General features: G+C 71.7%; 21 protein-coding genes and 1 tRNA gene. 6 read left to right on the top strand and 16 right to left on the bottom strand.

Annotated elements, in window-relative coordinates; all coding sequences use genetic code 11:
• Nucleotides 1–59 precede the first annotated feature (59 nt).
• From pknB to QQX10_RS05790, 7 genes are read right to left on the bottom strand one after another with little or no spacing between them, the layout of a single operon-like run.
• A complete protein-coding gene (gene pknB, locus QQX10_RS05820) occupies nt 60–2165 on the bottom strand; it encodes a Stk1 family PASTA domain-containing Ser/Thr kinase (protein WP_301119021.1) in 2106 nt (701 codons plus the stop codon).
• A gap of 43 nt (nt 2166–2208) precedes the next feature.
• A complete protein-coding gene (locus tag QQX10_RS05815) occupies nt 2209–3165 on the bottom strand; it encodes a serine/threonine-protein kinase (protein ID WP_301119020.1) in 957 nt (318 codons plus the stop codon).
• A 1-nt stretch (nt 3166) separates the two neighbouring features.
• Nucleotides 3167–4630, bottom strand: a complete 1464-nt coding sequence (locus QQX10_RS05810) for a penicillin-binding transpeptidase domain-containing protein (RefSeq protein ID WP_301119019.1) — start codon at nt 4628–4630, stop codon at nt 3167–3169.
• The gene (locus QQX10_RS05805) at nt 4627–5970 is read right to left on the bottom strand and encodes an FtsW/RodA/SpoVE family cell cycle protein (protein WP_301119018.1); all 1344 of its coding nucleotides are present in this window, start codon (nt 5968–5970) and stop codon (nt 4627–4629) included. The genes QQX10_RS05810 and QQX10_RS05805 overlap by 4 nt, the downstream gene beginning before the upstream one ends.
• Entirely contained in the window at nt 5970–7169 is a 1200-nt protein-coding gene (locus tag QQX10_RS05800) for a PP2C family protein-serine/threonine phosphatase (protein WP_301119017.1), read from the bottom strand. Before QQX10_RS05800 ends, QQX10_RS05805 begins: the two co-directional genes overlap by 1 nt.
• Nucleotides 7169–7681, bottom strand: coding sequence for an FHA domain-containing protein FhaB/FipA (locus QQX10_RS05795; RefSeq protein ID WP_301119016.1), 513 nt, complete (start codon nt 7679–7681; stop codon nt 7169–7171). Before QQX10_RS05795 ends, QQX10_RS05800 begins: the two co-directional genes overlap by 1 nt.
• Before the next feature lies 1 nt (nt 7682).
• The gene (locus QQX10_RS05790) at nt 7683–8390 is read right to left on the bottom strand and encodes an FHA domain-containing protein (RefSeq protein ID WP_301119015.1); all 708 of its coding nucleotides are present in this window, start codon (nt 8388–8390) and stop codon (nt 7683–7685) included.
• A 48-nt stretch (nt 8391–8438) separates the two neighbouring features.
• On the opposite strand from QQX10_RS05790, the gene QQX10_RS05785 reads away from it, so the two are divergent.
• Both QQX10_RS05785 and QQX10_RS05780 read left to right on the top strand, forming a co-directional pair.
• Nucleotides 8439–8525, top strand: a tRNA-Leu gene (locus tag QQX10_RS05785).
• Nucleotides 8526–8741: 216 nt separating this feature from the next.
• Nucleotides 8742–9473: a sulfite exporter TauE/SafE family protein gene (locus QQX10_RS05780; protein WP_301119014.1), complete on the top strand. Its 732-nt coding sequence runs from the start codon at nt 8742–8744 to the stop codon at nt 9471–9473.
• A gap of 19 nt (nt 9474–9492) precedes the next feature.
• Here the strand turns inward: QQX10_RS05780 and QQX10_RS05775 are convergent, their stop codons facing one another.
• From QQX10_RS05775 to QQX10_RS05740, 8 genes are all read right to left on the bottom strand, one after another.
• Nucleotides 9493–9831, bottom strand: coding sequence for a DUF4760 domain-containing protein (locus QQX10_RS05775; RefSeq protein ID WP_301119013.1), 339 nt, complete (start codon nt 9829–9831; stop codon nt 9493–9495).
• Between the two features lie 98 nt (nt 9832–9929).
• Nucleotides 9930–10553: a protein-L-isoaspartate O-methyltransferase family protein gene (locus tag QQX10_RS05770; protein ID WP_301119012.1), complete on the bottom strand. Its 624-nt coding sequence runs from the start codon at nt 10551–10553 to the stop codon at nt 9930–9932.
• A 49-nt stretch (nt 10554–10602) separates the two neighbouring features.
• Complete coding sequence (locus QQX10_RS05765) at nt 10603–10839, bottom strand: hypothetical protein (protein ID WP_301119011.1); 237 nt, start codon at nt 10837–10839, stop codon at nt 10603–10605.
• 10 nt (nt 10840–10849) lie between these two features.
• The gene (locus QQX10_RS05760) at nt 10850–12067 is read right to left on the bottom strand and encodes an inorganic phosphate transporter (protein WP_301119010.1); all 1218 of its coding nucleotides are present in this window, start codon (nt 12065–12067) and stop codon (nt 10850–10852) included.
• 67 nt (nt 12068–12134) lie between these two features.
• Complete coding sequence (locus tag QQX10_RS05755; RefSeq protein ID WP_301119009.1) at nt 12135–12659, bottom strand: GNAT family N-acetyltransferase; 525 nt, start codon at nt 12657–12659, stop codon at nt 12135–12137.
• A 32-nt stretch (nt 12660–12691) separates the two neighbouring features.
• The gene (locus QQX10_RS05750) at nt 12692–13069 is read right to left on the bottom strand and encodes a YchJ family protein (RefSeq protein WP_301119008.1); all 378 of its coding nucleotides are present in this window, start codon (nt 13067–13069) and stop codon (nt 12692–12694) included.
• 25 nt (nt 13070–13094) lie between these two features.
• A complete protein-coding gene (locus tag QQX10_RS05745) occupies nt 13095–14180 on the bottom strand; it encodes a threonine aldolase family protein (protein WP_301119007.1) in 1086 nt (361 codons plus the stop codon).
• A gap of 1 nt (nt 14181) precedes the next feature.
• Nucleotides 14182–14817: a hypothetical protein gene (locus tag QQX10_RS05740; RefSeq protein WP_301119006.1), complete on the bottom strand. Its 636-nt coding sequence runs from the start codon at nt 14815–14817 to the stop codon at nt 14182–14184.
• A 67-nt stretch (nt 14818–14884) separates the two neighbouring features.
• On the opposite strand from QQX10_RS05740, the gene QQX10_RS05735 reads away from it, so the two are divergent.
• Both QQX10_RS05735 and QQX10_RS05730 read left to right on the top strand, forming a co-directional pair.
• Nucleotides 14885–15262 carry an RNA-binding S4 domain-containing protein gene (locus tag QQX10_RS05735; protein ID WP_301119005.1) on the top strand — a complete coding sequence of 126 codons (378 nt, stop codon included), beginning with the start codon at nt 14885–14887 and terminating at the stop codon, nt 15260–15262.
• Between the two features lie 105 nt (nt 15263–15367).
• Nucleotides 15368–15874 carry a low molecular weight protein-tyrosine-phosphatase gene (locus QQX10_RS05730; RefSeq protein WP_301119004.1) on the top strand — a complete coding sequence of 169 codons (507 nt, stop codon included), beginning with the start codon at nt 15368–15370 and terminating at the stop codon, nt 15872–15874.
• Nucleotides 15875–15947: 73 nt separating this feature from the next.
• On the opposite strand, the gene QQX10_RS05725 is transcribed toward QQX10_RS05730, so the two are convergent.
• Entirely contained in the window at nt 15948–18419 is a 2472-nt protein-coding gene (locus QQX10_RS05725; protein WP_301119003.1) for a glycogen/starch/alpha-glucan phosphorylase, read from the bottom strand.
• A gap of 115 nt (nt 18420–18534) precedes the next feature.
• Between QQX10_RS05725 and rfbA the strand changes: the two genes are divergently transcribed.
• Nucleotides 18535–19428 (top strand): glucose-1-phosphate thymidylyltransferase RfbA, encoded by an 894-nt coding sequence (gene rfbA / locus QQX10_RS05720; RefSeq protein WP_301119002.1) that lies wholly within the window; start codon nt 18535–18537, stop codon nt 19426–19428.
• The gene (gene rfbB / locus QQX10_RS05715) at nt 19425–20417 is read left to right on the top strand and encodes a dTDP-glucose 4,6-dehydratase (RefSeq protein WP_301119001.1); all 993 of its coding nucleotides are present in this window, start codon (nt 19425–19427) and stop codon (nt 20415–20417) included. The genes rfbA and rfbB overlap by 4 nt, the downstream gene beginning before the upstream one ends.
• Nucleotides 20418–20422: the final 5 nt, after the last annotated feature.

The following is a 20422-nucleotide window of genomic DNA, read 5'->3' as shown; positions in this document are numbered from 1 at the left end:
CACCGGCGCCCCCGGGGGTATTCCCCCGGGGGCGCGTCGTGATGGAACCGTGACGGCCGCTACTGGCAGACGTAGTCCGTGGTCGTGTTGGCGGGGTCGGCCGGGTCCGGCGTGGTGATCACGGCCTGCACGTCGCAGTACATGACGATGTCCACGAGGGTGTCGGGGGTCACCTGGGTGCCGCCCTTGGGGTTGGTGGACTTCACCGTGCCGGCCTTGTCGACCTGCGGGTCGGTCGTGTCGGTCGACACCGCGCCCACCTGGAGACCGGCGCCCTGGATCTCCGACTTCGCGTTCGACTCGCTCATGCCGGTGACGTCGGGCACCGCCACGGTCGACGGCTGCGTGCCGACGGTGAGCGTGACGGTGGTGCCGTTGTCCACGCGGCTCGGCGACGGCGACTGCGACTCGACCTCGCCGTACGGGCCCTGCGCGAACTCCTGGTAGGTCACCTGCGGGATGAGGCCCAGCTCGGTGACGGCGGCGCGCGCGTCGGACTCGCTCATGCCCGTGAGATCGGGCAGGTCGACCTTGCCGCTCGAGAGGTACAGCGTGACGGTCGAGTCGTTCGCGACCTCCTCGCCGGCGGCGGGGCTCGTCTCGACGGCGCGGCCCTCGTCGATGCCGCCGTCGTCCGTCGTGTCCGTCCGGGTGACCCGCAGCCCCGCGTCCTCGAGCTCGCTGATCGCCTGCTCCTCGGTGAGGCTCCGGACGTCCGGGACCGTGACCACGTCCGGGCCCGCGGAGATGTACAGGACGATGCTCGCGCCCTCGGCGAGCTGCTGGCCCGCTGGCGGATCGGTGCGCGTCGCGAGGTCCTTGTCGACGTCGTCCGACGGCTCGGTCTCCACCGTCGGGACCAGGCCCAGCTCCTCGAGCGCCGCCACCGCCTCGTCCTCGGGCAGCCCCTCGACCACGGGGATCGCGACCGCCGACGCGCTCGGGCTCGGCTCGACCGCCGGTCCGCCGCGCGTCAGCATCCACAGGGCGCCGATCAGCAGCGCCGCCGCGAGGATCGCGGCCGCGAGGATCGACCACTGCATGATCTTCTTGCGACGCGCCTCGTCCGGGTCGACCTCCTCGGTGACCGGCACGCTGCCCGTCCCCGGGGGGACGGAGCCGGGGGCGACGTTCGCCCAGGGCCCGCCGGCCATGACGGCCGTCCCGGCGGCCTGCTCGGGCATAATCTCGGTGGCCCCGGTCTCGGGGCCTCCCGCACCGGCCGCGGCCGCCGCGGCGACGCCCGCGACCCCGGCGCCGAAGGCGGCGGAGCCGAGCGCGATCGCGCCGGTGGACGGCGCGACCGCGTCGCCCGCGATGACCGCGCGGAGGTCGGCGAGGAACTCCTGGGCGCTGGAGTAGCGCTCGTCGCGGTTCTTCGACAGCGCGCGCAGCACGACCTTGTCGAGCTCGGCGGGCACGTCCGAGGCGAACTGGGACGGCTGCGGGGCGGGCTCGCGCACGTGCTGGTAGGCCACGGAGACCGGCGAGTCGCCGACGAACGGCGGGCGACCCGTCAGCAGCTCGAACAGCACGCAGCCGGTCGAGTACAGGTCCGAGCGCGCGTCGACGTGCTCGCCCCGGGCCTGCTCGGGCGACAGGTACTGGGCGGTGCCGACCACGGCCTGCGTCTGGGTCATCGTCTGACCGGCGTCGGCGAGCGCGCGGGCGATGCCGAAGTCCATGACCTTCACCGCGCCGGTGGGCGTCAGCATGATGTTGGCGGGCTTGATGTCGCGGTGCACCAGCCCCGCGTGGTGGGAGTAGTCGAGCGCGGCGAGCACGCCCGCGGTGATCTCGACGGCCTCGTCGATCGGGGCGGCGACGTCGCCCTTGAGGATCTCGCGGACCGTGTGGCCCTCGACGTACTCCATCACGATGAACGGCACCGCCTGCGGCTGGCCCGACGCCCCCACGATGGTGTCCTCGCCGGTGTCGTACACGGCGACGATGCTCGGGTGGTTGAGCCCCGCGGCCGCCTGCGCCTCGCGGCGGAACCGCGTCTGGAACGACGGGTCGCGGGCCAGGTCGGCGCGCAGGATCTTGATCGCGACGGTGCGGCCCAGGCGCGTGTCGTAGCCGACGTGGACCTCGGCCATCCCGCCCCGGCCGATGAGGTCGCCCACCTCGTATCGACCAGCGAGGATCTTGGGATCGTCGTTCATGAAGCTTCCTTACCTGTCGTGCTGCGGCACATTGTCTCAGACGTCATCGTGCGGGCCTCCTGCGCGAGACGTCGGGGCGGGGACGGAACTCGCGGGGCGCGATCGACGGGGGCATCGCCCGGCGCGGCGCGGTGGTCGGGGTGGGGGACGATGCGGGGGTCGCCGGCGCGGCGCGCTCGCCCGGGGCGAGGTCGAGGTCGGCGAGCAGGCGGTCGAGCTCGAGGGCCGTCGCGGGGCGCTTGCGCGGGTTCTTCTCCAGCAGCCGCAGGATGAGGTCCGCGAGCTGCGGCGACACGCCCGCGGGCAGCGCCGGCACTGGCTCGTTCACCTGGGCGATCGCGATGTCGACCGCGCTCGCGGCGGTGAAGGGCCGCTTGCCGGCCACGGCCTCGAAGGCGATGATCCCCATCGCGTAGAGGTCGGACTGCGGGGTCGCCGGCTTGCCGAGCGCGAGCTCCGGGGCGAGGTACTGCGCCGTGCCCATGACCATGCCCGTCGCGGTGAGGGTGGTCTGGTCGGTGCCGCGGCTGACCCCGAAGTCCGTGATCTTGACGTGGTCGCCCTCCTGCACCAGGAGGTTGCCGGGCTTGATGTCGCGGTGCATGACGCCGGCCTCGTGCGCGACCGCGAGCCCGCGGCAGGTGTGCCGCAGGATGACCACCAGGCGGGCCTCGTCGAGCGTGCGCTCGCGCTCGAGCATGGTCGACAGGGGCTCCCCCTCGACCATCTCCATCACCAGGTACGGCGTGCCGGCGTGCTCGCCGAAGTCGTAGACCTGCGCGATGTTCGCGTGGATGAGCCCGGCGGCGTTCTTGGCCTCGTTGCGGAACCGCTTGAGGAACGTCTCGTTCTCCGCGGCGCCGTCCTTGAGCACCTTGACGGCCACGTCGCGGTCCAGGTCGGCATCGGTCCCGCGCCAGACCTCGCCCATGCCGCCGACCGCGATCATCGACCTCAGGACGTAGCGTCCGCCCAGGGTGGTGCCGGCGTGGATCGCCATCTCAGCTCCCTCCCTGCGCGGCCAGCGCCGCCTCGATGACCTGCCTGGCGATGGGTGCCGCGAGGCGCCCACCGGTGATGGTGCCGGTGTTGCCGCCGCCGTTCTCCAGCACCACCGCGACCGCGACCACCGGGTCGTCGGCGGGGGCGAAGCCCACGAACCAGGCGTGCGGATCGAGGTCGTTGCCCGTCTCGGCGGTGCCGGTCTTGCCCGCGACCTCGACGCCGGAGATCTGGGCGTTGGTCCCCGACCCCGCGTCGACCACTCCCACCATCATCGCGGTCAGCTCGTTCGCGTCCGCGACCGTCATCGGCGTGGACATGACCTCGGGCTCGGTGGTCTCCACCACCCGCAGGTCCGCGTCGCGGACCGTCTCGACCAGGTAGGGGCGCATGAGCTCGCCGTCGTTCGCGATGCCGGCCGCCACCATCGCCATCTGGAGCGGGGTGGCGCGCACGTCGTACTGGCCGATCGAGGACATCGCCGTCTGCGCCTGGTCCGGGTCGTCGGGCAGACGCGACGGCGTGACGGCGAGCGGGATCGAGAGCTGCTCACCCCAGCCGAAAGCCTCCGCCTGCCGCTCGATGACCGACCATCCGAGCTTCATCCCGAGGCTGCCGAAGGCGGTGTTGCAGCTGATGCGCAGCGCGTCGGCCAGGGTCATCGACTCCGTGGACGAGCACGAGGCCCCGCCGTAGTTGCCCATGGTGACGCTGGTGCCGGGCAGGGCGAGCTCGTCGGGGGCGTAGAGCTCGGACTCCGCGTCGTAGCCGGCGCCCAGCGCGGCGGCGGCGGTGACCAGCTTGAAGGTCGAGCCCGGCGGATAGGTGTCGCCGGCGATCGCCCGGTTCACCAGGGGGCCGTCCGGGGTGCCCAGCAGGGTCTGATAGTTCTCGTTGACCACCGAGGTGGTGTGCCCGGCCAGGTCCGCGGGGTCGAAGGTGGGGCTGGTGACCATCGCGAGGACCTTGCCGGTCGACGGGTCGAGCGCGACCACGGCCCCGATCTGGTCGCCGAGCGCGTCGAACGCCGCCTGCTGGACCGCGCCGCTCAGCGTGAGCTCGACGCTCGCGCCGCGCTGCGTCTCGCCCGACACGAGGTTGCCCAGCCGGGTCCAGAACAGCTCGTCCGCCGTGCCGGACAGCAGCTCGTTCTCGGACTGCTCGATACCCGTGCGGCCGTAGACGATCGAGTAGTAGCCGGTGACGGCGGAGTACAGCGGTCCGTCGGCGTACGTGCGCTGGTAGTTGAAGGGATCGTCGACCGGCGCGGACCATACGATCGACTGCCCGTCGACCACGATCGGGCCGCGGAAGGTGCCGTACTCGCGGTACAGGGTGCGGACGTTGCGGGCGTCGGCGTTGAGGTCTCCCGCGGCGATCACCTGGATGTATGACGCGGCGATCATGAGCGCCAGGAACATCGTGAGCACCACCACCGAGATGCGACGGACCGGCTCGTTCATGCGCTCGACTCCTCAGGCCGGCGCGCCTGATGGGAGATGCGCAGGAGCAGCCCGATGACGATCCAGTTGGCGAGCATCGAGCTGCCGCCGTACGCGAGGAACGGCGTGGTGAGACCGGTGAGCGGGATGACGCGGGTGACGCCGCCCACGACGATGAACACCTGGAGGCCGATCGCGAAGCCCAGGCCGGCGGACAGCAGCTTGCCGAAGCCGTGGCGGATGCCGATCGCGGTGCGCATCGCGCGCTGGACGATCACGATGTAGAGGGTGAGGATCGCGAGCAGCCCGGTCAGCCCCAGCTCCTCCCCGATCGAGGCGACGATGAAGTCGGACTCCGCGTACGGGACCAGGTCGGGTCTCCCCTCGCCCAGACCGGTGCCGAACAGCCCGCCGGACGCCATGCCGAAGAGCCCGCGGACCAGCTGCTCGGACTGGCCCGACCGGTAGACCTCGGGGTCGAGGGCGTGGAGCCAGGCCGTGTAGCGCGCGCCCACGTGGCTGAAGAAGGCTCCGGCGGCCACGGCGCCGACCGTGAACATGGCCATGCCCGTGAGCACCCAGCTGAGCTGCTCGGTGGCGACATAGAGCATCGCGACGAAGATGCCGAACAGGAGCAGCGACGTGCCCAGGTCCCGCTCGTAGATCTGCACCAGCATCGCCGCGACCCAGACCAGCGCGAGGGGCCCGAGGTCGCGGGGGCGCGGGAAGCGCATGCCGAGCACCTTGGGTCCGGCGAGCGCGAGCGTGTCGCGGTTCGAGACCAGGTAACCGGCGAAGAAGACGACGAAGGCGATCTTGGCGAACTCGCCCGGCTGCAGCGACTTGCCGAAGACGTTGATCCAGATGCGCGCGCCGTTGATCTGGGTGCCGATCCCGGGCAGCAGGGGCAGGAGCAGACCGACCAGTCCGAGCACGCCCGCGGTGTAGGTGAAGCGGCGCAGGAGCTTGTAGTCGCGCAGCAGCAGGATCACCAGGATCGCGAGGCTGATGCCCAGGAGGGTCCAGACGGCCTGCACCTGCCCGAAGTCCGTCTCGCGGCCGCGCGCGGCGTACGCGAAGTCGATGCGCCGGATCATCGCGAGGCCGATGCCGTTGATGGTGAGCACCGCGGGCACGAGCACGGGGTCCGCGAACGGCGCCCACCGGCGGAGCGCGAGGTGGATCGCCAGGGCCACGGCCACCCACGCGCCCGTGTAGACGAGCATGTCGGAGATGACCAGGTAGTCGGCGTGATAGTCGACCAGCCCGCGCGCGGCGACGGCGATGAGGACGGTGAGGGCGAGCAGGCCCAGCTCGGCCCGGCGCCCGGTGCGGACCGTGACCTCGGCGACGGTTGCCACTAGGTCCCGGTCTCCAGCGAGCCGACCACGGCGCGAGCCTCGTCGAGCTCGCCGACGCGGATCGCGTCGAGCACGCGCTCACGCTGGTACGGCGCCAGGTCCTCGAGGCGCAGGTCGGACGTCTCCACGAGCTCGTGGAGCTCGACGGGGCCGAGGGTCTCCGGGATGCCCTGGTAGATCGCCACGAAGCCCTCGGACTCGCCCACGTAGTACTGCTGCTGCGACCAGACGTAGCCGCCCCAGGCGGCGCCCGCGATGGCGAGCAGCACCACCAGCGGGAGGATCCACGGACGCAGGCGCTGCCAGAGGTCTCGCGCAGGCTCCTCGTCGTCGTCCGGCTCGTCGCGGTTCGCGAGCTTCGCCGCGCGGCCGGCGGCGGTGTCGCCTCCGGCCGAGGGCTTGCGGCGGTCGCGAGCGGCCGAGCCGACGATCTGGGAGCCGGTGGGCGGGCCGACGCCGTCGGGGGCCGCGTCGATGTCGACGATGTCGCCGATCACGCAGGTCACGTTGTCGGGCGCGCCGGCGGCGAGCGCGAGGCCCACGAGCGCGTCCGCGCAGTCCGCTGGGTCCTCGACCTCGAGGAGGGTCTTGCGCAGGGTGTCCTTGCTCACCACGCCCGAGAGGCCGTCCGAGCACAGCATCCAGCGGTCGCCGGGGCGGGTCTCGCGGACGGAGATGTCGACCGGAACGTCGGCGTCGATGTCGCCGAGCACACGCAGCAGCATGGAGCGCTTGGGGTGGTTCTCCGCGTCCGCGACGGACAGCCGCCCCGTGTCCACCAGGTGCTGGACGAACGAGTGGTCGGTGGTGACCTGGTCGATCTGGCCGTCGCGCAGCAGGTAGGCGCGGGAGTCGCCGATGTGCGCCATCGACAGCGTCGAGCCGGAGCGCAGCAGCGCGGTGACGGTGGTGCCCAGGCCCGAGAGCTCCGGATCGTTGCGGGCCCGCTGGACTATCTGGGCATGCGCGTCGGAGATGGCCGTCTTCAGCTCGTCCAGCGCATCGTCCGGGCCGTGGGCCTCGCCCTCGAGCGCCGCCAGGCGCGCGATGGCGATGGAGGAGGCGATGTCGCCGCCCGCGGCGCCGCCCATGCCGTCGGCCACGGCGAGGAGGTGGGGGCCGGCGAAGCCCGAGTCCTGGTTGTTCGCGCGCACGAGGCCCACGTCGGACCGGGCGGCGAAGTGGATCCCCAGATACATCAGCGGCGCAGCTCCAGGGCGGTCGCGCCGATCCGGATGACGTCGCCCTCGCGGAACGGGACGGGGTCCGTGACCTTCTGATTGCCCAGGTACGTGCCGTTGGTGGAGCCCAGGTCCTCGACCATCCACGTCGTGGCGTCCAGGTAGACGCGGCAGTGCTTGGCCGAGCAGTAGTCGTCGTCGATCACCAGCGTGCAGGTGCTCGCGCGCCCCACCAGGACCGGGGCGGAGCCCAGCGGGATGGTGGTGCCCTTGAGCGGGCCGGCGGTGACGGACAGGTGCGCGTTCGACGGTGCCTTGGTCGAGATCGAGCCGGTGCGGATGCCGGTCCCGGCGCGCGAGGGCGCGGCCGTCTTCTCCGCGGGGGCGGGACGGGCCTCGCGCCCGCGGCCGCGCGACGTGATGCGCGTGCCGTAGAGGTCCGCGCGGAGCACCGCGATCGCGGAGAGCACCATCGCCCACAGCAGGACCAGGAAGCCCATGCGGAGCAGGGTGATCGACAGCTGGCTCACGTCAGTAGTCCTCACCCTCGTCCACCGGATCCCAATACATCATGGTGGTCCGACCGATGGTGATGGCGTTGCCGTCCAGGAGTGTCGCCTCACTGACCCGCTGATCCTCGACGAACGTGCCGTTCGTGGAGCCCAGGTCCGTGAGGATCGTGCCGTGCGACGTGACCTCGAGGCGCACGTGCCGGCGGCTCACGCCCGTGTCGTCCACCACGATGTCCGACTCGGAGCCGCGGCCCAGGACCGTCGCCTCGCCGGTGAGGTAGTAGCGGGTGCCGTCGATGTCGAGCAGCGGGTGCCGGGAGTTCGGGTTCGAGGTGGTCGCCGGGGCGACGGGGCCGCGCGTGGTGCGGGAGACCACGGCGTAGCGGCCGGTCGCGAGGGTCTCGTCCGCGCCGAGGCTGACCTCGACCCCGCCGACGAAGCTGTAGCGCTGGCGCTCCGCGTGCGTGCGCAGCGAGTCGGACAGCTCGTGGAGCAGCGCGTCCTCGCCCCATTCCTTGACCGTCGCGAGGTCGGTCGGGGACAACGCGATCGCGTACTCGTTGGGCGCGACGGTGCGGCCGCGGTCCACGACGGCGGCGCGGGCGTCGCACTCGCGCTTGATCGCGGCGGCCAGCTCGACCGGCTTCACACCCGCCTTGAAGGTGCGCGCGAACGCGTTCTGCATCACGTTCTCGACGCCGCGCTCGAAGCGGTCCAGCACACCCATGCAGGCAATCGTAACGGTCCTGCGAATCGTGCTAGAGTAGCCCGGCGCGCGCGAGTGGCGGAATAGGCAGACGCGCACGGTTCAGGTCCGTGTGCCCGAAAGGGCGTGGGGGTTCAACTCCCCCCTCGCGCACCATCCAGAAGGCCCCCGAGGTGATCCTCGGGGGCCTTTCTCGTGCTCCGAACCAGCGCTGCTCGTCGGCGGGTACGCGGCGGCCGTTGTAGGTTGCGGCGGGGCGCGGATCGCGCTCCGGTCGTGTGCGGGCGGGCTCGAGGAGGGTCGATGCGGAGCGAGTACGGGGACGATGCGGGGCGCAGGGGCCGCCCTTCGGCGCCCGTGGCGGGCTAGCGCATGCTGCCCGAGCAGTCGGTAGCCGCATGGGTGCTGCTCGCCGTCGCGGCGGCGGTCGTCGGCGTGTCGAAGACCGCGCTGCCCGGCGCGTCCACGCTGTCGATCGCCGCGTTCGCCGCGGTGCTGCCCGCGCGGCAGTCGACCGGAACGCTGCTCGCGCTCCTGATCGTCGGCGACGTCTTCGCCCTGTGGGCCTACCGCCGCCACGCCGACTGGCGCGCGCTGGTGCGCCTCGCGCCCGCCGTGATCGTCGGCGTCCTGGCCGGAGTGGCGTTCCTGGCGCTCGCGGACGATGCCGCGGTGCGCCGCCTGATCGGCGTCATCCTGCTGCTCCTGATCGCGTTCACGCTCTGGCGGCGCCGGGTCGCCGCTCAGGACCGCCCTCACGGAGGCCGGATCCTCTACGGCACGCTGGGCGGCTTCACCACCATGGTCGCGAACGCGGGCGGTCCCGTCATGTCCATGTACTTCCTTGCCGCGCGTCTGCCCGTGAAGACCTTCCTGGGCACCGCGGCGTGGTTCTTCGCGATCGTCAACGTCGCCAAGGTGCCGTTCTCGATCTCGCTCGGGCTGCTCACTCCCGCGGGCGTGCTGCTGGACCTGGTCCTGGTGCCCGCGGTGCTGGTCGGAGCGCTCGCGGGCCGAGCCCTCGCCGAGCGGATCGATCAGACGGTGTTCGACCGCGTCGTGATCGCGCTCACGCTGGTCGGAGCGGTCTACCTGCTGATCTGAACGGCGTAGCCCCGCGATCTCAGCCGAGCCGGCCCGACGCCAGCGCCTCGAAGTTCTCCCACAGCGCGGGCACGCCGTACTCCTCGCGCTGGCGCAGCGCGGCGGGCCCCACGCGGGCCCACATCAGCCCGGGCGCCCACAGGTCGTAGACCAGGCCCGCATCGAGCACGCCCTGCTTCACGTACGTGCCCACCGTCTCGCCCATCATGAGCATGACGAACACCTCGCGGTCGTGGACGCTCGCCGACTCGGCGTCGAAGTCGGGGGACATGAGGGCCATCGAGGCCTCCATCCCCCCGGCCGACGTGTGCCACTGGAGCACCTGGGTCAGAAGCATCGCGTCGTCGTGTGTAGCCATGGGGACCTCCGCGTCGTTGCAGTGGGACACCGACCCTCCTCACGGTCCTCGCGGTGGCGACCGCTGTCAAAAGATGGGCGCCGCGCGCAGCACCCGAGCTACGGCTCGATCAGCGGCACGAACCGGTAGCCGCCGTGCTCGGTGACCACCGCATCGTCCGGGTCGTCGTGCGGCGGGAGGCCGCGCACCACCCGCATCATCCGCATGCGCACGGGGGCCACCATGACCCCTCCCGGCGCGAGCTGCGCGACCAGCGTTCGTGGCATCCGGCCCGCCATCGCGGAGACCAGGATCCGGTCGAACGGCGCCTCCTCGGGTGCACCCAGCGCGTGTTCGTCCGCCTCGACCAGCCGCGCCCAGGGGACGTCGGCGGCCACCAGGTTCGCGTTGCCCGCCTCGACCAGCCGGTGGATGCGCTCGGTGCCGATCGCCGTGCCGTCGACACCGACCAGCTCGGCCAGCATCGCGAGCACCCAGCCGGTGCCGGCGCCCACCTCGAGCACCTTCATGCCGCGGTGCACGTCGAGCAGGACGAGCATGTCGCGCACGGTGGTCGGCTGGCTGTTGGTCTGCGCGAAGCCGATCGGCAGCGGCTGGTCGAGGGCCGCCTGCCCGCGCACGGACTCGGGCAGGAAGCGTTCCCGGGGCTGCGCCGCGAAGGCGGCGTCGACCCGGGCGTCGGGCTGGTCGCCCGCGCGCGGCTGCACCCCGGGAGCGCTCATGCCTCCAGTTCACCACCGAGCGACGCGGGTCGCGCGGGCGGCGTGGCGGCTAGTGCCCGCCGGCGGCGATGTAGGCGACCGCGGCGACGATGGTCGCGATGACGATGCCGAACGCCACGGCGGCGAGGACCTTGCGTCCGGTCCTGACCTGCCCTGCCTCGTCCTTCGCCCCGGTGCCGGCGAGCGCACGCACGCCGAGCGCGAAGAGCGCCGGCAGTCCCGCGCCGACCAGGAGGCCGACCAGGACGACGTTGGCGAGGGCGCCCCATTCGATGTACTGCTGCATGGCTCGCTCCTCAGCTCTCGCGCTCGCGGGCATCAGGCACGGTCACGGGGCCATCCGCCGCCTCGGACAGCTCGTGGTCGACCACGGCCTCCGCCAGGATCGCCTCGGCGTCCGCGACCGGCTCCCAGTCGTCGTTCACGTTGTGGTGGCCCACCGGCTTGCGACGCGACCACCACCAGATGAACGCGGCGATCGCGAGCAGCACGCCGAACACCACATACGAGCCCGCGGTCCCGCCGACCAGACGGTCGAGACCGTAGGCGAGCGCGCCGACGGTGGCGGCGGCGGGCACGGTGATCAGCCAGGCCATGAACATCCGGCCGGCGACGGACCAGCGGACCGACGCCCCCTTCATGCCGACCCCCGAGCCCATGATCGAGCCCGTCGCGACGTGCGTGGTCGAGAGCGAGTAGCCGAAGTGGCTCGAGAGCAGGATGACCGCGGCGGAGGACGTCTCGGCCGCCATCCCCTGGCGGGACTCGAGCTCGACCAGTCCCTTGCCCAGGGTCCGGATCACGCGCCAGCCGCCGGTGTAGGTCCCCAGCGCCATCGCGAGGGCGCAGCTCACGATCACCCAGAACGGCACGCTCGAGTCGGACGGTACCGCGCCGGCCGCGATCAGCGCGAGCAGGATGATGCCCATCGACTTCTGCGCGTCGTTGGTGCCGTGCGCGAGCGAGACCAGGGACGCCGAGCCGATCTGACCCCACCGGAACATGCGGTCGTTCGTGTCCTGCGGCACGTCCCGGGTGATGCGCGCCACCAGCGCGGTCGCCACCGTGCCGACCAGGATCGCGACCAGCGGGGCGATCAGGGCGGGGAGGAGCACCTTGGCCACGAGCCCGGCCCACAGCACCCCGCCCGTGCCGGCCGCGGCCAGGACCGCGCCGACCACGCCGCCGACGAGGGCGTGCGAGGAGCTCGACGGGATGCCGAACAGCCACGTGACGAGGTTCCAGATGATGCCGCCCGCGAGGCCCGCGAGCACGATCTCGAGGGTGACCACGCCGGAGTCGACGATCCCCTTCGCGATGGTCGCGGCGACCGTGAGCGACAGGAATGCGCCCACCATGTTGAGGGTCGCTGACAGGAGCACGGCCTGCTTGGGCTTCAGCGCCCTGGTGGCGATGGAGGTCGCCATCGCGTTGCCGGTGTCGTGGAATCCGTTGGTGAAATCGAAGGCGAGCGCGGTCGCGACGACGATGCCGAGGAGGAGCGGTTCGGTCACGTGCTCCATTGTGGCCTGAAATGCTCCGAGTTCCCTGCGGAAAGGGTCCCAGTTCGGTCAAGCCCGCTCACTCGGTGCGCAGCATCACCACATCCGACTCGGGGCGACCGCCCACCAGGAAGGTCCGCGCGCCCACGGTCGCGAACCCGTGCCGCCGGTAGAACGCCTGCGCCCGCGCGTTGTCGGCGTTGGTGCCGAGCCAGAACGGACCGGCGCCGTGGGCCTCGCGCGAGGCGGCGACCGCCGCCTCCATCAGGGCGCCCGCGAGCCCGCCGCCCTGCGCCTCGGCGCGGACGTAGATCTTCGAGAGCTCGTGGACCGGGTCCGGGACGATGCCCGCGGTCGCCAGCGCGATCGCCGCCTCCGGGTCGGCGCACGGGCCGAAGACCGCGAGCGCGTAGCCGTCGAGGGAGCCGTCGGAGGACTCTGCGACCATCACCGCCTTCTGCGGATCGACGATCCAGCCGGCCAGCACCTCCGGGGCGAGGGCGTTCGCGATGTGGTCCGCGATGGCCTCGGCGGTCGTGGTGGGCGGGCAGGCCAGCGGGAACGTGGTGGCCGCCAGCTCGGCGAGCGCGGGGGCGTCGTCCATGGTCGCCAGGCGAACTGTATGAGTCAGTTCGCTCACTCGTCGATCGCCCCAACGTAGAGCCACCGGCCGTCCTCACGCACGAAGCTGCTCTTCTCGCGCATGGTGCCGGTCGAGATCACCCCCGTCGCGTAGTGGGCGACGAAGGTGACGGTGCCGGTCGTGTCCGCAGCGCCCCCCGACTCCGTCGCCAGCACCTCGAGCCCGCGCCAGTCCGTCTCCTCGACGTCGAGCGTCGCCGGGCAGGTCCGCGGGTGCCATGTGCGCATGAGGTAGCCCGCGTCGCCGCGCACGAACGCGGTGTAGCGGGAGCGCATCAGGGCCTCGGCCGTGGGCGCCGCGGCCTCCCCGCGCAGGTACGGCCGGCAGCAGTCGGGGAACGAGGCGCCCGATCCGCAGGGGCACAGCGCCATCAGCGAGACCTCCGGTTCGACGCCATCAGGCCAGCTCCTCGCACGCGGCGAGGACCGTCGCCGCGAAGCCGTCGACGTCCTCCTCGCGCGTGTCCCAGGCGCACATCCACCGCACCTCGACGCTGTCGGCGTCGGGTCCCGCCTGCCAGTCGTAGAAGCGGAACCGTGCGCGCACGGCGGCGGCCGCCCGGCGCGGCAGCACCGCGAACACCGCGTTCGACTCGGTCGCCTGGGTGAAGCTCAGCACGCCCGACGCCGCCGCGGGCTGAAGAGCCGTCCGCAGCCGCGCCGCCATCGCGTTCGCGTGGCTCGCGTTGCGGTGCCACAGCGGCTCGCCCGAGCCCCCGGTCGACGTCAGCAGCGCCGTGAGCTGCGCCGAGACGAACCGCATCTTCGACCCCAGCTGCATGGTCTGCTTGCGCAGGTACGGCAGGTCGTGGGCGAGCGGGGCCCGGAGGTCCTCCGCGAGCACCACCACGGCCTCCCCGAGCATCGCTCCGTTCTTGGTGCCGCCGAAGGACAGCACGTCCGCTCCGGCGACCGCCTCCGCGAGCGACACCCCGAGCGCGGCGGCGGCGTTGGCGATCCGGGCGCCGTCCAGGTGGACCCGCATCCCGAGCGCGTGCGCCGCATGCATGAGCTCGCGCAGGTCCTCAAGCGAGTAGACGGTGCCGAGCTCGGTCGACTGCGTCACCGAGAGCACCACGGGCTGGGCGCGGTGCTCGTCGCCCAGGTCCCCTGCGTACCGGGCGAGCTGCTCGGGCCGCAGGCGGCCGTCGACGCTCGGCAGCGCCAGGATCTTCAGCCCGCCGACCCGCTCGGGCGCGCCGTTCTCGTCGACGTTGATGTGCGCGTGCTCGGAGGCGACCACGCCGCCCCACCGGGGGCTGAGCGCCATGAGCGACACGATGTTCGCCCCGGTGCCGTTGAACACCGGGAAGCCCAGCGCATCGTCCCCGAAGGTGGCCGCGATGGCCGCGTCGAACGCGGCGGTGGCGGAGTCGGCGCCGTAGGCGACGTCGTGGCCGACGTTGGCCTCCGCGATCGCCTCCATCACCTCGGGGTGGACGGCGGCGTAGTTGTCGGAAGCGAAGTGGATCGGTCGGCTCATGTCAGGCCGCCAGATCCATCACCCAGCGGGTCCGGTCGGTGCGGAAGCCGACCTTGCGCAGGTACTCGCGATCCAGCTCCGGCCGGGTCTCGATCTCCACCCGGCGGAAGCCCGCCTCCTTCAGCGCATCGTCCCGGTGGTAGACGAACTCCCCCGGCGTGAAGTCCCGGAAGCGCGCCTTGACCCAGTCCAGCTCGACCAGCCCGACGCCCGCGCCCTCGTCGCGCAGCGCGACCACGCCGACCGCCTCGTCGCCGCGCGTCACCAGGTACGTGACGCGGCGGCCGTCGCGGTTCATGGCGCGGGCGGCGAAGTCGGGGCGCTGCGACGCGATGTCCTTGGCGTGGACCTCGAGGAAGTGCAGGAGGAACGGGTCCTCGGCATCGAGCGGGATCACCTTGTACACGCCCGGATCGTGGCGCTCGCGGTACAGGCGCAGCAGCCAGTACGAGTTGATGATCACGATCGCGGCGTTCATCGCGACGAACGGCCAGATGCCGAAGTAGGCGTTGTACGCGGTCGCGATGACGGAGCCGGCGAAGTTCATCCATCGGAACCTCAGCACGCGCGCCTGCATGAGCGACCACACGATGAGGATCGAGCCGATCCAGCCGATGGCCTCGTACACGGTTTCCATGGCTCCAGATTAGGGGCGTGGGAGGGACGATGCGTCGGCCCGGCGGTCCCCCGCGTACCCTCGGGGGATGGCCGAGTCGGTGCGGGTGGACGCGTGGACGTGGGCGGTGCGGATGTACAAGAGCCGCTCGCAGGCCACCGCCGCCGTCAAGGCGGGCCACGTGCGGGTCGACGGGGAACGCGCCAAGCCGTCGACCGCGGTGGTCCCCGGCGCGACCGTCGAGATCCGCGGCCTCGACCGGCTGCGCGTGCTCGAGGTGCGGCAGCTGCTGGTCAAGCGGGTGAGCGCGCCGTTGGCGCAGGCCGCGTACCTGGACCACTCTCCCCCGCCGCCGCCGCGCGAGAAGGCGGGGGTGTTCGGCGTGCGCGAGCGGGGCGCCGGGCGGCCGACCAAGAAGGAGCGCCGGCAGCTCGACCGGCTGCGCGGCCGCGACGGGCGGGGCTGAGGGCGCTCGCGTCCTGTGAGGCGATGAGTGCACGTTTCGGGCGATCGGCGTGCCGTCATGCCCTCACAGGAAGCGGCGGCGCCCCGCGAGGAGGAGGATGGCGGCATGGCTGAGGCATCCGTCTACCGCATCATGACCGTCTGCACCGGCAACATCTGCCGCTCCCCGATGGCGGAGGTGGTGCTGCGCGACCGCTTGGAGGCCGCCGGGCTGGCCGACGCCGTCACGGTCGACTCCACCGGCGTCAGCGACGAGGAGGAGGGCAACCGCATGGATCAGCGCGCCGTCGCCGTCCTCGAGGACCACGGCTACGCGGTCCCCCGCCACCGTGCGCGCCGCGTCACCAAGAGCGAGCTCGAGAGCCGCGACCTGGTCCTGGTGATGACGGTCGGCCACGCGCAGCGGCTGCGGCGCCTGCGTCCCGACGCGCCCATCAGCCTGTACCGCTCCTTCGACCTCGCCGCCGTGGTGGAGGCCCGGGGGGACGAGCATCGTCTGGACATCGACGACCCCTGGTACGGCGGCCGCGATGACTTCGAGGAGGTCCTCGGCCAGCTCGAGTCCGGTGCCGACGCGATCGTCGCCCACGTGCGGGAGGCGCTCGGCCGGTGAGGACGATGCGCCGCACCGGGACGCGACGAGGGGCCCCGGTCTCCCGAGGCCCCTCGCGCGATCCGGGTCCGGATCAGTGGTTCTGCGTGACCGGCTCCGCGCGCCAGATGCGGTCCAGATAGTCCTGGATCGAGCGGTCCGAGCTGAAGAAGCCGGTGCGGGCGACGTTGAGGATCGCCTTGCGGCTCCACTCCTCGTGGTCCTGGTAGGCCTCCTCGACCGTCGCCTGCGCGTCCACGTAGGAGCGGAAGTCGGCCAGCGCCATGAAGCGGTCACGCTCGGTCAGCGAGGCGAACAGCGACGCGACGGCGCCGCCCTTGTCGCCACCGGTGAACGCGCCCGACGCGAGCAGGTCCAGCGCCGCCTTGAGCTCCGGGTCGGACTCGTAGTACGCGCCCGGGTCGTAGCCCTTCGCCTGCAGGTCCGCGGCCTCCGGCTCGGTCATGCCGAACAGGAAGAAGTTGTCGTCGCCCACCAGCTGGCGGATCTCGACGTTGGCGCCGTCGTCGGTGCCGATGGTGAGCGCGCCGTTGAGGGCGAACTTCATGTTGCCGGTGCCCGACGCCTCCTTGCCGGCGAGCGAGATCTGCTCCGACAGGTCGGCGGCGGGGATCAGCACCTCGGCCAGCGTGACGTTGTAGTTCGGCGGGAACACCACCTTGAGGCGGCCCTCGAGCGACGCGTCCTCGTTGATGGTCCGGCCCACCGCGTTGATGAGGGCGATGGTCTCCTTGGCGCGGACGTATCCCGGCGCCGCCTTAGCGCCGAACACGAACGTGCGGGGGGTGATCGACTCGAGCGGCGTGCGCCCGGACTTCACGCCCTCGTACATCGAGACGATGTGGAGCAGCTTGAGGCTCTGACGCTTGTACTCGTGGAGGCGCTTGACCATCGCGTCGACCATGGCGTCGCCGGCGATCTCGAGGCCGTCGCGGGCGGCGAGCACCTCCGCGAGGCGGCGCTTGTTCGCGCCCTTGACCTCACGGAAGCGGCGGCGGAACTCGGGGTCCTCGGCCAGCGGCTCGAGCCGGCTCAGCTGCGACAGGTCGGTGACCCAGCCGTCGCCGATCGCCTCGGTGATGAGGCCGGACAGCCCGGGGTTGGCCATGCGCACGAACCGTCGCGGCGTGACGCCGTTGGTGACGTTGGTGAACTTCTCGGGCCACAGCTCGGCGAAGTCGTGCAGCACCTTCTCCGCGAGCAGCTGCGAGTGGAGCTCGGCCACGCCGTTGACCTTGAAGCCGGCGACCGTGGCCAGGTGGGCCATGCGGATCGCGCGCTCGGGCTGCTCGGCGACGATCGACATGCGACGCACGCGCAGCTCGTCACCCGGGTACGCCTCCCGGACCACCTCGAGGAACTCCTCGTTGATCCGGTAGATGATCTCGAGGTGGCGGGGCAGCAGGCGGCCCAGCAGGTCGACCGACCACACCTCGAGCGCCTCGGGCAGCAGCGTGTGGCACGTGTATGCGAAGCACTTCTGGGTGACGGCCCACGCGTCGTCCCAGGTCCAGCCCTTCTCGTCGATCAGCAGGCGCATCAGCTCCGGCACCGCGATGACCGGGTGGGTGTCGTTGAGCTGCCAGGTGATGCGGTCGGGCAGCTTGGTCAGGTCGTAGCCGTCGGGCAGCACGTTCTCGAGGAAGTCGCGCAGCGAGGCGGCCACGAAGAAGTACTGCTGCTGCAGGCGCAGCTCCTTGCCCTGCGGCGTGGAGTCCTCGGGGTACAGCACCTTCGAGATGTTCTCCGCGAACGTCCGGGCGCGCACCGCCTCGGCGTAGTCGCCGGCGTTGAAGATCTGCAGGTCGAACTCGTGGGTCGCCTTCGCGCTCCACAGGCGCAGCGTGTTGACGCGGCCGTTGTGGTACCCCGGCACCATGTAGTTGTAGGGCAGCGCGGTGACGCGCCAGTCGGGGATCCAGCGGCGGGCCCCATCCGCGCCCTCGACCGCCTCGGTGCGGCCGCCGAAGGTCACCTCGACCGCGTTCTCCGGGTGCGGGATCTCCCACGGCGAGCCCAGCCGGAGCCAGTTGTCCGGGGTCTCGACCTGCTTGCCGTCGACGAACGTCTGCTTGAAGATGCCGTACTCGTAGCGGATGCCGTAGCCGATCGACGGCACGTTGAGCGTGGCGAGCGAGTCGATGAAGCACGCCGCGAGGCGTCCGAGGCCGCCGTTGCCGAGGCCCGGCTCGACCTCGACGGCGCGGATCTCGTCGAGGTCCAGCCCGAGGTTCGCGAGGGACTCGCGGGCGACCTCGTCCAGCTTCGAGGCGAGCAGCGCGTTCTCGAGCTGCGGGCCGAGCAGGAACTCGGCGGACAGGTAGGCGACCACCTTCGCCTGGTCCCGGTACTGGTTGCGCAGCGTCTCGAGCCAGCGGGTGGTGAGGTAGTGGCGCACCGCGCGCGACAGCGCGAGGTACTTGTCATTGGCGGAGGCGCGGTCCAGGTCGACGCCCTGACCGAAGTTCAGCTCGCGCAGGAAGGCGCGCGTGAAGCTCTCGACGGTGATCTCGGGGGCCGCGACGGGCGGGGTGTTGGGGTTCACGCGGACAATGTACGCGTTTGCATCCGGCTCCGTCTGCCCCCTTGGACCTAGACGCACGCTTCGTGCGCCGCTCAGGTTTCGCGCGCGGCGGCGCTCACACGGCACACTGTGCCTTATGCGCGGAATCATCCTCGCGGGCGGGTCGGGCACCCGTCTGCGTCCCATCACGCAGGGCGTGAGCAAGCAGCTGGTGCCGGTCTACGACAAGCCGCTCATCTACTACCCGCTCTCGACGCTCCTGCTGGCGGGCATCCGCGACATCCTCGTCATCTCGACCCCGCACGACCTCCCCCGGTTCGAGCGGCTACTCGGCGACGGCTCCCAGTTCGGGGTGTCGCTGACCTACGCCGCGCAGCCGAGCCCCGAGGGCCTCGCCCAGGCCTTCCAGGTGGGCGCGGGCTTCATCGGGACCGACAAGGTCGCGCTCGTGCTCGGCGACAACCTCTTCTACGGGCCCGGACTGGGTCTGCATCTGCAGCGCTTCCAGGACGTCGACGGCGCCGCGATCTTCGCGTACCAGGTCGCGGAGCCCACCGCCTACGGGGTCGTGGAGTTCGATCCGTCGGGCCGGGCGCTGTCGATCGAGGAGAAGCCCGCGGATCCGCGCTCCGACTTCGCCGTGCCCGGCCTCTACTTCTACGACAACGACGTGGTCGAGATCGCGCGCTCGGTGCCCCGCAGCCCGCGCGGCGAGTACGAGATCTCCTCGATCAACCAGCGCTACCTCGACGCCGGCCGGCTCCACGTCGAGGTGCTGCCGCGCGGCACCGCCTGGCTGGACACCGGCACGGTCGACGCGCTGCTCGAGGCCAGCCAGTTCGTGCAGGCCGTCGAGCGCCGCCAGGGCCTCAAGATCGGCGCGCCCGAGGAGATCGCGTGGCGCCGCGGCTTCATCGACGACGACCAGCTCCGCGCGCTCGGCCAGGCGCAGGTCGCCTCCGGCTACGGCGCGTACCTGCTCTCCCTGCTCGAGCGCGAGCGCACGTTCACCGCGGAGGCGGCCAGGTGAGGCTGCTCGTCACGGGCGGGGCGGGGTTCATCGGCGCCAACTTCGTGAGGCTCACGCTCGCCGAGCGCCCCGACGTCGACGTCACGGTCCTGGACCTGCTGACCTACGCGGGCAGCGCATCGTCCCTCCCGGACGATGCGCGGGTGACCCTGGTCAAGGGCGACGTCGCCGACGCCGAGACGGTCGAGGCGCTCGTGGGCGAGGCCGATGCGGTGGTCCACTTCGCCGCCGAGAGCCACAACGACAACTCGCTCGACGACCCGTCGCCGTTCATCCGCACCAACCTGGTCGGCACCTTCACCGTGCTCGAGGCGGTGCGGCGGCACGGCACGCGCCTGCACCACGTCAGCACGGACGAGGTCTACGGGGATCTGCCCCTCGACGGCGACCAGCGCTTCACCCGCGACACCCCGTACCGGCCCAGCTCGCCCTACTCGGCGTCGAAGGCGGGCGCCGACCACCTCGTGCGCGCGTGGGTGCGGTCCTTCGGCGTCGACGCCACCCTGTCGAACTGCTCGAACAACTACGGCCCCTACCAGCACGTCGAGAAGCTCATCCCGCGCCAGATCACCAACGTCCTCGACGGCGTGCGGCCCAAGGTCTACGGCGAGGGCCGCAACGTGCGCGACTGGATCCACGTGGACGACCACAACGCCGCGGTCTGGAGCATCCTCGACCGCGGCCGGATCGGGGAGACCTATCTGATCGGCGCGGACGGCGAGGCGGACAACCGGACGGTCGTGTCCACGATCCTCGAGCTGATGGGGCAGGACCCGGACGCCTACGACCGGGTGCCGGACCGGCCGGGCCACGACCTCCGCTACGCGATCGACGCGTCGCGGCTGCGCAAGGAGCTCGGGTGGGAGCCGCGCCACGCGGACCTGCGCGCCGGCCTCGCCGCCACCATCGACTGGTACCGCGAGAACGAGCCGTGGTGGCGCCCGCAGAAGCTCGAGACGGAGCTCCGCTACCGGCGCCTCGGGCGCTGAGCGCC

The organism is Demequina lignilytica, from assembly GCF_030418305.1.
In the GTDB taxonomy this organism is placed as follows: Bacteria; Actinomycetota; Actinomycetes; order Actinomycetales; family Demequinaceae; genus Demequina; species Demequina lignilytica.
The sequence above is the reverse complement of the archived record's forward strand: the minus strand, read 5'-3'. Positions and strand labels throughout refer to the sequence as shown.

What these genes read in the sequence shown, in the direction of transcription:
- pknB (WP_301119021.1), bottom strand. Translation starts at nt 2,165, where the DNA reads ATGAACGACGATCCCAAGATCCTCGCTGGTCGATACGAGGTGGGCGAC.
- QQX10_RS05815 (WP_301119020.1), bottom strand. Translation starts at nt 3,165, where the DNA reads ATGGCGATCCACGCCGGCACCACCCTGGGCGGACGCTACGTCCTGAGG.
- QQX10_RS05810 (WP_301119019.1), bottom strand. Translation starts at nt 4,630, where the DNA reads ATGAACGAGCCGGTCCGTCGCATCTCGGTGGTGGTGCTCACGATGTTC.
- QQX10_RS05800 (WP_301119017.1), bottom strand. Translation starts at nt 7,169, where the DNA reads ATGTATCTGGGGATCCACTTCGCCGCCCGGTCCGACGTGGGCCTCGTG.
- QQX10_RS05790 (WP_301119015.1), bottom strand. Translation starts at nt 8,390, where the DNA reads ATGGGTGTGCTGGACCGCTTCGAGCGCGGCGTCGAGAACGTGATGCAG.
- QQX10_RS05780 (WP_301119014.1), top strand. Translation starts at nt 8,742, where the DNA reads ATGCTGCCCGAGCAGTCGGTAGCCGCATGGGTGCTGCTCGCCGTCGCG.
- QQX10_RS05775 (WP_301119013.1), bottom strand. Translation starts at nt 9,831, where the DNA reads ATGGCTACACACGACGACGCGATGCTTCTGACCCAGGTGCTCCAGTGG.
- QQX10_RS05770 (WP_301119012.1), bottom strand. Translation starts at nt 10,553, where the DNA reads ATGAGCGCTCCCGGGGTGCAGCCGCGCGCGGGCGACCAGCCCGACGCC.
- QQX10_RS05765 (WP_301119011.1), bottom strand. Translation starts at nt 10,839, where the DNA reads ATGCAGCAGTACATCGAATGGGGCGCCCTCGCCAACGTCGTCCTGGTC.
- QQX10_RS05755 (WP_301119009.1), bottom strand. Translation starts at nt 12,659, where the DNA reads ATGGACGACGCCCCCGCGCTCGCCGAGCTGGCGGCCACCACGTTCCCG.
- QQX10_RS05750 (WP_301119008.1), bottom strand. Translation starts at nt 13,069, where the DNA reads ATGGCGCTGTGCCCCTGCGGATCGGGCGCCTCGTTCCCCGACTGCTGC.
- QQX10_RS05745 (WP_301119007.1), bottom strand. Translation starts at nt 14,180, where the DNA reads ATGAGCCGACCGATCCACTTCGCTTCCGACAACTACGCCGCCGTCCAC.
- QQX10_RS05740 (WP_301119006.1), bottom strand. Translation starts at nt 14,817, where the DNA reads ATGGAAACCGTGTACGAGGCCATCGGCTGGATCGGCTCGATCCTCATC.
- QQX10_RS05735 (WP_301119005.1), top strand. Translation starts at nt 14,885, where the DNA reads ATGGCCGAGTCGGTGCGGGTGGACGCGTGGACGTGGGCGGTGCGGATG.
- QQX10_RS05730 (WP_301119004.1), top strand. Translation starts at nt 15,368, where the DNA reads ATGGCTGAGGCATCCGTCTACCGCATCATGACCGTCTGCACCGGCAAC.
- rfbA (WP_301119002.1), top strand. Translation starts at nt 18,535, where the DNA reads ATGCGCGGAATCATCCTCGCGGGCGGGTCGGGCACCCGTCTGCGTCCC.